Genomic DNA, 11241 nt, shown 5'->3' with positions numbered 1-11241 from the left:
AAGGAGGGGTACTCCGGCACCGGTCACGCCGCCCTCGGCCAATGCCGGCTACCTGCGCAACCCGGCGCCGGAGTACCCCTCCTTCGCCCAGCGTCGCGGCTGGGAAGGCACGGTGCTGCTGCGGGTGCACGTACTGGCCAGCGGCTCGCCCAGCGAGGTGCAGATACAGAAGAGCAGTGGTCGCGACCTGCTCGACGAGGCGGCGATCAAGGCCGTCAAACGCTGGACCTTCGTACCCGCCAAGCGCGGCGACGTGGCCCAGGATGGCTGGGTCAGCGTGCCCATCGACTTCAAATTGAACTGAACAGATTCGCGCCCCGGCGCACTTGGAGGATCGCAACATGGACCTACTCAACAACCCCTTCGGCTCGGTCGAGCACCTCGTCATCTGGCTGCTGATCGGCTTCTCGGTCGTCACCTGGGGCCTGGCCCTGGTCAAGGGCATCCAGTTCGCCCGTCTCAAGCACCAGGACCGCAAGTTCCAGAAGCTGTTCTGGAGCGCCACCAGCCTGGACAGCGCCGCCGACCTGGTGCAGGACCACGCCGGTGCCGTCGCCCACGTGGCCCAGGCCGGTTTCGCCGCGATCCAGGTGCAGGGTGGCCAGCCCGGCGACCTGAGCCAGGCGATCAACCACCAGGACCGCCTCGAGCGCGCCCTGCGCCAGCAGATCCAGCGTGAACGCCGCTCCCTGGAATCCGGCCTCGCGGTGGTCGCCTCCATCGGCTCCACTTCGCCCTTCATCGGCCTGTTCGGCACCGTGTGGGGGATCATGGAAGCGCTCAAGGGCATCAGCCTGGCCGGTTCCGCCAGCCTGGAAACCGTCGCCGGCCCCATTGGCGCGGCGCTGATCGCCACCGGCGTCGGCATCGCCGTCGCGGTGCCCGCGGTGCTGGTCTACAACTACTTCCTGCGCAGCCTCAAGCTGACCGCCGCCGACCTCGACGACTTCGCCCACGACTTCTACAGCCTGGCCCAGAAGAGCGCCTTCAAGGTCATCGTCAACCCCGCCGCCGGCAAGCAAGGCGCCGCCCAGAAAGTGAAGGAGGCGTCCTGACATGGCCTTCTCCACTCAAGACAGCGACGAGGTTCTCTCCGAGATCAACGTCACCCCGCTGGTGGACGTGATGCTGGTGCTGCTGGTGGTGTTCATCGTCACCGCGCCGCTGCTCACCAATGCCATCCCCATCAACCTGCCGAAGACCGAAGCGGTCGCCCCGCCGGACCAGAAGGACCCGCTGGTGGTGAGCATCGACGGCGAAGGCAAGCTGTTCATCAACAAGGACGAGATCCAGCCGGACCTGCTGCAGGGCAACCTGGAGGCCGCCAAGGCCAAGGACCCGGAGCTGCGCGTGCAGCTGCAGGCGGACGACAAGGTGGACTACGGCGCGGTGGCCAAGGCCATGGCCTCCATCGAGCGCGCCGGGATCACCAAGCTGGCGGTGATCACCGCCCGCTGACAGCTTTGGCCGCCTCCCTTCAGGCAGGGGGGAGGTGGCTTTTTTATCCTGCGGCTTTCTGAGACAGGAAGGCCTGCAACGCCCGCCAGGGCTGACCCGGACTGCATGCGGCAGCTCCGGGTTTTTTGTGCGCGCGCAGGGGCGGAGAGCCTCGGCGTTCGTCATCTGCCCAATCGTTAACAGTTGGGTTCCTACAGCACTCCCCGCCGGCTTCAGACCGTTCACGGCTCCTCTCGGACTTTTCCTCTTTCGCCGCTTTGTGGTTATCGGCCTAGATAGCCGCCGGCCCGCCAGCGTGGCGTTCGCCCCCTTAGCAACGTGCATCCGAAGCAGCCGCTCATGCCGTTGCGGCCCATGCAAGCAAGCAACGAGTACGAAATGGAATTCAGCCCCTTCGATCGCACCGACGGACCGCACGACCACCTGGCCGTGGTCACGAATTCCTGCTCGACAGCTTTCATCTGACCTCCCCCCGGGGAGACATCTGGAGTAGTCATGGCATCGAACAGTTTCCAAAACGAAGTACCCAAGGCACGGGTCAACATCAAGCTCGACCTGCACACCGGCGGTGCGCAGAAGAAGGTCGAGCTTCCGCTGAAGCTGATGCTGATGGGCGACTACAGCAACGGCCGTGAGGCGCGCCCCCTGTCCGAGCGCGCCAAGGTCAACATCAACCGCAACAACTTCGACAGCGTGCTCGCCGAGTTCGCCCCCCGCATGAAGCTGGCCGTGGAGAACACCCTGGCCGATGACGATTCGGAAACCTCGGTCGAGCTGGCCTTCCACCGCATGAAGGATTTCGAGCCCGAGCAGGTGGCTCGCCAGATCCCCCAGCTACGCGCCCTCCTGGCCATGCGCAATCTGCTGCGCGACCTCAAGTCGAACCTTTTGGACAACGCGACTTTCCGCCAGGAACTGGAACGCATCCTCAAGGATGACGCCCTCAGCGACGAGTTGCGCGCCGAGCTCGCTGCGCTCGCTCCCCAAGACGCCTCTTAACGCATCCGGATTTCCACAGGAAGGTTTCCCATGTCCGTAGAACACACCTCCGCAGCCCCTCGTGGCGCCACTTCATTCGATGAAAGCCAGGGCGTCTATGCGGCGCTGTTCAGCAAGATCAACCTCAGCCCGATCAGCGAGTTGAGCGGCCTGGATGCATTCCAGAACAACGAGGCGCTGTCCGAAGCGTCGGCGGACGAGCGCGTCACGGCGGCGGTCAGCGTCTTCCTCGACCTGCTCCAGCAGTCGGCGCAGAAGGTCGAGCGCCTGGACAAGACGCTGCTCGATGAACACATCGCTTCCCTCGACGCGCAGATCAGTCGCCAGCTCGACGCGGTCATGCACCACGAGGATTTCCAGCGCGTGGAGTCCACCTGGCGCGGTGTGAAGTCGCTGATCGATCAGACGGACTTCCGCCAGAACGTCCGTATCGAACTGCTCGACATCAGCAAGGACCACCTGGTGCAGGACTTCGAGGATGCACCGGAAATCGCCCAGAGCGGCCTCTACGTCCACACCTACACCCAGGAATACGACACCCCCGGCGGCGAGCCGATCGCGGCCGCCATCTCCAACTACGAGTTCGATGCCAGCCCCCAGGACATCGCCCTGCTGCGCAACCTGTCCAAGGTCGCCGCGGCGGCGCACATGCCCTTCATCGGCGCCGTCGGCCCGGCCTTCTTCGGCAAGGAGTCGATGGAGGAAGTCGCCGCCATCAAGGACATCGGCAACTACTTCGATCGGGCCGAGTACATCAAGTGGAAATCCTTCCGCGACAGCGACGATTCCCGCTACATCGGCCTCACCCTGCCGCGTGTCCTCGGTCGGCTGCCCTACGGCCCGGACACCATCCCCGTGCGCAACTTCAACTACGTGGAGAAGGTGAAGGGGCCCGACCACGACCGGTACCTGTGGACCAACGCATCGTTCGCCTTCGCCGCGAACATGGTGAAGAGCTTCATCAACAACGGCTGGTGCGTGCAGATTCGCGGCCCGCAATCGGGTGGCGCGGTGACCGACCTGCCGATCCACCTCTACGACCTGGGCACCGGCAACCAGGTGAAGATCCCGTCGGAGGTGATGATTCCCGAGACCCGGGAATTCGAGTTCGCCAACCTCGGGTTCATCCCCCTGTCGTACTACAAGAACCGCGACTACGCCTGCTTCTTCTCCGCCAACTCGGCACAGAAGCCGGCGCTGTACGACACCGCCGATGCCACCGCCAACAGCCGCATCAACGCGCGCCTGCCGTACATCTTCCTGCTGTCGCGCATCGCCCATTACCTGAAGCTGATCCAGCGGGAAAACATCGGCACCACCAAGGACCGGCGCCTGCTGGAACTGGAGCTCAACAAGTGGATCGGCGGACTCGTCACCGAGATGACCGACCCCAGCGACGACCTGCAGGCATCGCATCCGCTGCGCGAGGCGAAGGTGCTGGTCGAGGACATCGACGACAACCCCGGCTTCTTCCGCGTCAAGTTGTACGCGGTGCCGCACTTCCAGGTGGAGGGCATGGACATCAACCTGTCGCTGGTCTCGCAGATGCCCAAGGCCAAGGCCTGACGCATTGGCCAGGGAAACGACGCCATGAACATCGACCGCCCCCTCTGGGCTGCGGGGACGCTTCTGTCCCCGCAGCAGTTCCAGCAACAGGCCCGCTGGGAAGCCTGGACCAACGAGCGCATCGCCCGGCTCGCCCTCGTTCATCCCTGGGGCGTACTGGCAGCCGACTTCGATGCCGATGCCCTGAGGATGGGCCGGCTCAAGGCATCGCGGCTTCACGTGCGCATGCCGGACGGCACGCTGATCGATACCGACCGCGCCGATCACCTGCCGCCGGCGCTTGAGCTGTCCCGCGTCCTGGCCGACGACATCCGCAGCGCCACCCTGCTGCTGGCATTGCCGCTGGAACAGGGCAATGGCAACAACTGTGTGCTCGATGGCCAGCGTGAAGACCGGCCCACCCGCTACCGCCAGAACTGGCAGGCGGTGCAGGACCTCTATGGCGATGAGCGGCAGTCCATCAGCGTCATGGAGCACCAGCTCAGCCTGCGCCTGGCCAGCGACGACAACGGCGACTACCTGACCTGCCCGGTGGTGCGCCTGCTGCGCGATACCCAGGGAACCTGGGCCGTGGATGCCGGCTACGTACCGCCATTGCTGAGCCTCGATGCCCATGCGGGCCTGCTGGTGCAGCTGGACAACCTGTTCATCCAGCTGTCCGCCAAGCGCCAGCGCCTGATGGCCATGCGCCGTGAAAGCAACCAGCGCATGGCCGATTTCGCGGTGGCGGACGTCTCGCTGTTCTGGCTGCTCAATGCGCTCAACACCTACCAGCCGATCCTCGCCGACCTCAGGGCTCATCCTGCGCGTCATCCCGAGCAGGTCTACCTGGAGCTGGCGAAGCTCGCCGGCAGCCTGTCGACCTTTTCGCTGGAGCATGACATCGACCAGGTGCCGGCCTACCGGCACGAGCAGCTGGAGCGGGTCCTGCCGCCGCTGATGAGCATGATCTCGACGCTGCTCGAAGCCAGTCTGCCGTCGCGCGTCATCGCCCTGGAGCTGGAGGAGAGCGGGGCGAACCGCTGGAAGGTTTCGCTCCACGACCCCAGGCTGCGCGAGCCGGATGGCGCCGACTTCTACCTTTCCGTCCGCTCGCGACTCTCCGCCGCGCAGCTGCAGAGCCAGTTTCCCCACCTGTGCAAGGTGGGGACCCCGGATGACGTCGACCACCTGGTCAACGCGGCGCTGGACGGCATCCCGCTGCAACCGCTCAACCATGTCCCCGCTGCCATCCCGTTGCGCCTGGAGAACCAGTATTTCGCGCTGGATCTCGGGCATCCCAAGGGGCGGGCCATGCTCGCCGCCGGTGTGTGCGCCTTCTATGTTCCCGCCACGCTGATCGACGCCCGGCTCGAACTGTTCGCGGTACTGCGCTCATGAGCCTGCACAGCGAGGTACGCGTTAACGCCCCGGCCTCCATCGACGCACTGCTGCAGGACAGCTACCTGCTGGTAGTGACCCTGCGCGAGGGGCGCTCGGCCCACCATGGGCGTGACTTGTGGAGGCGCTGCATCCAGCAGGTCGAAGCGCTACGCCACGAACTCGAGGCGCGGGGCATGAGCCAGCGGAGCATCGACTGCATCAGCTACGCCCAATGCGCGCTGCTGGATGAAACCGTGCTCGCGTTCGCCCGGGACGATGATCACGCCGACTGGGCCGGTGAGCCGTTGCAGGTGAAGTTCTTCAACCGTCACCAGGCGGGTCATTTCCTCTACGAGGACATGCACGAGGTCCTGCGCGAGCCCTCGCCCGACCCCCAGGTCCTGACGGCGTACCACCGCGTCCTGCTGCTGGGATTCAAAGGGCGCTACGAGCTGCATGATCCGGAGCGCGATGGCCTGGTGAGCGCGTTGGAGGAGCGGGTCCCGCCCTTGGCCGTAGGCGGCGACCTGAGCCTCGGCACGGGCGTCGAGCGCGGCGATGCGATGAAGCGCTGGCTGCGCGGCCCGGCGATGCAGGTGCTCGCGATGGCCGTGCTGGTCGCCGGGACCTGGTGGGGGCTCGACCAGTACCTCGGTCGTCTCGTCGCCTCGTTGCTGCCCGGTGCGGTGTGAAGGGCGTGCGATGAGCAGGATGCTGATGCGCGGGCTCTGTGCGTGGGCGGCTCTGCTGGCCCTGGCGCTGCTGTTCGTCTTTCCGATGGCGGGCGGCTTGCGACTCATGGGCGCGACGCTCGTCCTGGGGGCTCTCCTGCTGGCCTGGCGCTGGGCAGGCCAGCGGGGCCTGACGCTCGACGCCGGACTGCAGTTGCCCGCTGCGGGCTTCCAGCAGCCGGTGGTGCTGGTTTGTGGCGATGGGCAGAGGGGGCTGTTCGATGAGCCCGATGCCGCGGGGCCCCGCTGGAGGATGACGACACAGGGCTGCTACCTGCCTGTGGATAACCTGGAACACCTGCCACTGATGGTCCGCACCATCCTGGTTCAGCGGCCCCACTGGGGCGGGCAGCTCGGCGTGCTCCTGGTCATCGATCCAGGCGAGCATCGCGATGCAGCCGAGCTGGAGGGCAAGCTCCGGGCGTTCCGCCATCAACTCGTCCAGGCCCGCCGGCAAGCGGTACTGCCGCTGCTCCAGGTCAGCTACCTGCAAGGCGACCGGGGCCAGACGCCCTGGTTCTGCTGGGCGGCCAATGGGTCGCAACCCGATGTGCTGGAGGCGGGCGCCTGCATCGCCTTCGCTGAATGGCAGAGGCTCGGGGGTGACCCGGTGCTTTCGGCATCGCGCCTGCGCACCGGCGTCCTGCTGGGCGCGGTAGCCGGCTGGTTGCGCCAACATGTGCAGGCCTCCCTCGTCGGCCGGGGCGGCAATGACCCGGCAGCCACGGCCGTGGCCTGCGGCGTCATGCTGGTGCCGACCCTGCCTGGCCGCGTCGCCGGGAATCTCTGGCAGCAATGGGTGCGTGACCGGACGACGCTGGAAGAGGCGACCGAGCCTGCGCACGAGACCTCGTCACTCCTGCCCCTTCCGGACGCGCTGCTCCCGCTCCTGCCGACGCGTGTGAGTCCCACGCCGCTGCGCCGTGCCTGGCTGGCATCGCTCTGGCTATCCGCTCTGGCTGTGGTCTCGGCCCTGGCCGGTTCCGCCTGGCACAACCGCGAACTGGTGCGCCAGGTCAGCGAGGACCTGCATCGCTACCTGGCCATCCCCCACGCCCAGCACCGTGACCAGCCCGAGTTCGAACTGCGTGAAGCAGCCATGGCGGTCTTGCGCTCCGATGCAGCGCGCCTGGATGGCTACTACCGCCAGGGTGAGCCGCTCTGGCTGGGGTTGGGCCTGTACCAGGGGGAGCGCCTGAGGGACGAATTGCTGGCCGTCATCACCGGTTACCGGAGGCCCCACGACGCACCCACGGAGGTGCCGCGGATGCCCGAGCCGGTGCGGCTGGACAGCCTGTCGCTGTTCGCCGTGGGCAGCGCCACGCTCAAGCCCGAGTCGACCAGGCTCCTGATCAACGCACTGGTCGACGTCAAGGCCAGGCCCGGCTGGCTGATCGTCATTGCCGGGCATACCGATGCCAGTGGTGATGCCGACCGGAACCTCCAGCTGTCCCGTGATCGTGCCGGGGCGGTGCGTGACTGGATGCAGCGGATGGGGGACATCCCCGACAGCTGTTTTGCCGTACAGGGCTTCGGTGCCGGTCAGCCGATCGCCAGCAATGACACCGAAATCGGGCGCGCCGCCAACCGGCGCGTCGATATCCGCCTGGTGCCGGAGGTGGGGGCCTGCGTGTCGCCCACCGCCGCACGGGGTGGCAAGGACCAGCCGCACTCCGCGGCTGTCAACCTCTGAGAAGGAGCTTCACATGGCAATTCCCGTTTATCTCTGGCTGCAGGACGATGGCGGAGCCGACATCAAGGGGTCGGTGGACGTGCAGAAGCGCGAAGGCAGCATCGAGGTCATCGCGCAGGATCACAGCCTCTACATCCCCACCGACAACAACACCGGCAAGCTGACCGGCACCCGGGTCCACACCCCGTTCCTCTTCACCAAGGAGATCGATGCCTCCAGCCCCTACCTGTACAAGGCGGTGACCACCGGCCAGACCCTCAAGAGCGCCGAATTCAAGTGGTACCGCATCGACGATGCCGGCCAGGAAGTCGAGTACTTCATCACCAAGCTGGAGAACGTCAAGGTCGTGAAGGTCGCGCCGAAGATGCACGACGTGAAGGACCCGTCCAAGGAGAAGCACAACCACCTGGAGCAGGTCGAGTTGCGCTACGAGAAGATCACCTGGACCTACAAGGACGGCAACATCATCCATGCCGACTCCTGGAACGAACGTCAGAGCGCCTGACCTCGGGATGGTCGGCGGGGCACAAAGCTCCGCCGACCCTTCGCGAACCATTCCGACGCACAAGCGCCACGCACTTCGTACAAGGACGCATCGCCATGGCCCAGAACTCCGCCAGCCTGCTTCGTCGCCTCAACCCCTATTGCGCCCGGGCCTTGAGTGCCGCCGCCTCGCTCTGCCAGAGCCGCGCCCACGCCCAGGTCACCCCCGAGCACTGGCTGCTCAAGCTGCTGGAGCAGGGGGAGGGCGACCTCACCTTGCTCGCGCGGCGCTATGGCTGGGAACTCGATGCGCTCTGGCAGGGGCTGCTCGCCTATCTGGACAGCCTGCCCCGCAGCGTGCGCGAGCGACCCCAGCTCAGTGCCGAGCTGCAGCAGTTGATCAAGAACGCCTGGCTGCGGGCCTCCCTGGACGACGACAACGACCGGCTGCGTTCCCTGCACCTGCTCGGCGCCCTGCTGGAAACGCCCAGCCTGTTGCGTTGCGAGACCGCCTGGCCGCTGCTCAGCCTCAGCGAAGCCCAGTTGCAACGCCTGTTGCCCTTGCTGGACCGACATTCGGAAGAGCGCCCGGATGTGCAGCGTGAAGCCCGCCTCGACGAAGCCGAGCCCGGTCAGGTCGTCCTTCCTTCCAGCCCACCTGCGGGCTCCGCAGCCAACCCGTCCCTGGCCTTGCTCGACCGGTTCACCCAGGACCTGACGGCGCAGGCCCGTGAGGGGCGTATCGATCCCGTGTTCGGCCGTGATGACGAGATCCGCCAGGTCGTCGACATCCTCAGTCGGCGACGCAAGAACAACCCCATCCTCGTGGGCGATCCGGGCGTCGGCAAGACCGCCCTGGTCGAGGGCCTGGCCCTGCGTATCGCCGAGGGCGAAGTACCCGACAGCCTGAAACCCGTGAGCGTGCGGACCCTCGACCTGGGGCTGTTGCAGGCCGGTGCCGGAGTCAGGGGGGAGTTCGAGCAGCGCCTGAAGCAGATCATCGACGCGGTCCAGCAAGCGGAGCCGCCCATCCTGCTGTTCATCGACGAGGCCCATACCCTGATCGGTGCCGGCAACCAGGCCGGCGGCGCGGATGCCGCCAACCTGCTCAAGCCCGCCCTGGCCCGGGGCGAGCTGCGTACCATCGCCGCCACCACCTGGAGCGAATACAAGCAGTACTTCGAGCGAGACGCGGCGCTGGAGCGGCGCTTCCAGATGGTCAAGGTCGACGAGCCGGACGACACCGGCGCCTGCCTCATGTTGCGGGGCCTCAAGGCCCGCTACGCCAGCCATCACGGTGTGCATATCGAGGATGCCGCGGTACGCGCAGCCGTCAGCCTGTCACGGCGCTACATGACCGGGCGCCAGCTGCCCGACAAGGCCGTCGACCTGCTGGATACCGCCAGTGCCCGCGTGCGCATGAGCCTCGATTGCGAGCCCCAGGCACTGCTCGGCATCAAGGCCCGGCAGGTCGCCCTGGAGCTGGAGCGGCAAGCCCTGGAGGCGGATGGCCTGCTGGGCGCAAAGGCACCCGCCCGGCGGCTGGACGAGCTCGCCGAACAGCACGCCGGATTGGCACGACGCCATGCGGAGCTGGAGCGGCAATACCGTCACGAACTCGACCTGAGCCAGCAGCTCCTGGCGGCTCGCCAGGAGGAGCCACGGCAGGCGGAACGCTGCACCGAGCTGCAGCGGCGTCTCGAGCAGGCGCAGGGTGACCAGCCGCTGCTGTCCCTGGATGTCACCGCGCGCAACGTCGCTGAGGTGGTCGCCGACTGGACCGGCGTCCCACTGGGCAGCCTGCTCAAGGATGAGCAGGCCAGCCTGCTGGAACTGGAGCATCAACTCGGTCGCCGGGTCATCGGCCAGGATCATGCCCTCGGCGCGCTGGCCCAGCGGTTGCGAGCCGCACGGACAGGCCTGACCGGTGACCAGGCGCCCCAGGGCGTGTTCCTGCTGGTGGGCACCAGCGGCGTCGGCAAGACCGAGACTGCACTGGCACTGGCCGACAGCCTGTATGGCGGCGAGAAATCGCTGATCACGCTCAACCTCTCCGAGTACCAGGAGGCCCACACCGTCAGCCAGCTCAAGGGCTCTCCGCCGGGCTATGTCGGCTACGGCCAGGGTGGCGTGCTGACCGAAGCGGTGCGCCAACGGCCCTACAGCGTGGTGCTGCTCGATGAAGTGGAGAAAGCCCACCCGGACGTGCTCAACCTGTTCTACCAGGTCTTCGACCGTGGCTTCATGCGGGACGGTGAGGGGCGGGAAATCGACTTCCGCAACACCGTCATCCTGATGACGTCCAACCTGGGGAGCGACCTGTTGCAGGCGTGCCTGCAGGTGCAGCCGGATGCCACCGACGGCGTGCTCCAGGAACTGCTGCGCCCGGTGCTGCGCGATCACTTCCAGCCCGCGCTGCTGGCCCGCTTCCAGACGCTGATCTATCGCCCGCTGCCGGCAGATGCACTCAGACGCATCGTCGATCTCAAGCTCGAACAGGTCTCACGCCGCCTGCAACGCCACTACGGCCTGGGCTGCCAGGTCGACGACGCCCTGAGCGAGGCCCTCGTCGCCGCCTGCCTGCTGCCGGATACCGGCGCCCGCAACATCGACAGCCTGCTCAACCAGCAGATCCTGCCGGTGCTCAGCCAGCAGCTCCTCCGGCGCCAGGCCACCCGGCAACACGCCCGCAGCGTCATCCTCGGCCATGACGAGGATGAAGGCGTCACCCTGCAGTTCATCGACCGGCAGGGCCACATGCATCCGGTCATCGAGGAGGCTTGAGCATGCTTGCCGAACTCCGCCATTTCTTCGACCACAGCCGTCACCGCCTGCAGGTGGGCGAACTCGACGTCGGGCTCGACGTCCTCGCCTTCGTCGGGGACGAGACGCTCAGCCAGCCCTTCACCTACCAGGTCGAGTTCACCTCGTCCCAGCGCGACCTCCCCT

Annotated in this window: 10 protein-coding genes; all 10 read left to right on the top strand. The window is 66.6% G+C overall.

Translation table 11 applies throughout. The features are described 5' to 3' along the window. A partial coding sequence (locus DMX10_RS30580; RefSeq protein ID WP_146603091.1) for an energy transducer TonB occupies positions 1-304 on the top strand: 304 nt, incomplete at its 5' end. Between the two features lie 37 nt (positions 305-341). Next, positions 342-1055, top strand: coding sequence for a MotA/TolQ/ExbB proton channel family protein (locus DMX10_RS30575; RefSeq protein WP_111264622.1), 714 nt, complete (start codon positions 342-344; stop codon positions 1053-1055). 1 nt (position 1056) lies between these two features. Further along, positions 1057-1458: a biopolymer transporter ExbD gene (locus DMX10_RS30570; RefSeq protein ID WP_111264621.1), complete on the top strand. Its 402-nt coding sequence runs from the start codon at positions 1057-1059 to the stop codon at positions 1456-1458. Positions 1459-1953: 495 nt separating this feature from the next. After that, positions 1954-2457 carry a type VI secretion system contractile sheath small subunit gene (gene tssB, locus DMX10_RS30565; RefSeq protein WP_111264620.1) on the top strand — a complete coding sequence of 168 codons (504 nt, stop codon included), beginning with the start codon at positions 1954-1956 and terminating at the stop codon, positions 2455-2457. Positions 2458-2487: 30 nt separating this feature from the next. Continuing rightward, entirely contained in the window at positions 2488-4023 is a 1536-nt protein-coding gene (gene tssC / locus DMX10_RS30560) for a type VI secretion system contractile sheath large subunit (protein ID WP_111264619.1), read from the top strand. A 24-nt stretch (positions 4024-4047) separates the two neighbouring features. Further along, positions 4048-5403 (top strand): type VI secretion system baseplate subunit TssK, encoded by a 1356-nt coding sequence (gene tssK / locus DMX10_RS30555; protein ID WP_111264618.1) that lies wholly within the window; start codon positions 4048-4050, stop codon positions 5401-5403. Further along, positions 5400-6077, top strand: a complete 678-nt coding sequence (gene tssL, locus DMX10_RS30550) for a type VI secretion system protein TssL, short form (protein WP_111264617.1) — start codon at positions 5400-5402, stop codon at positions 6075-6077. Before tssK ends, tssL begins: the two co-directional genes overlap by 4 nt. Before the next feature lie 10 nt (positions 6078-6087). Next, a complete protein-coding gene (locus tag DMX10_RS30545) occupies positions 6088-7809 on the top strand; it encodes an OmpA family protein (RefSeq protein WP_111264616.1) in 1722 nt (573 codons plus the stop codon). 13 nt (positions 7810-7822) lie between these two features. Then, entirely contained in the window at positions 7823-8314 is a 492-nt protein-coding gene (locus DMX10_RS30540; RefSeq protein WP_111264615.1) for an Hcp family type VI secretion system effector, read from the top strand. 95 nt (positions 8315-8409) lie between these two features. Beyond that, positions 8410-11076, top strand: coding sequence for a type VI secretion system ATPase TssH (gene tssH, locus DMX10_RS30535; protein WP_111264614.1), 2667 nt, complete (start codon positions 8410-8412; stop codon positions 11074-11076). Positions 11077-11241 lie beyond the last annotated feature (165 nt).

The organism is Pseudomonas sp. 57B-090624 (genome assembly GCF_003234055.1).
Classification (GTDB): domain Bacteria; phylum Pseudomonadota; class Gammaproteobacteria; order Pseudomonadales; family Pseudomonadaceae; genus Metapseudomonas; species Metapseudomonas tohonis.
Note: the sequence above shows the minus strand (reverse complement) of the source record. Positions and strands in the feature narration are given on the sequence as shown.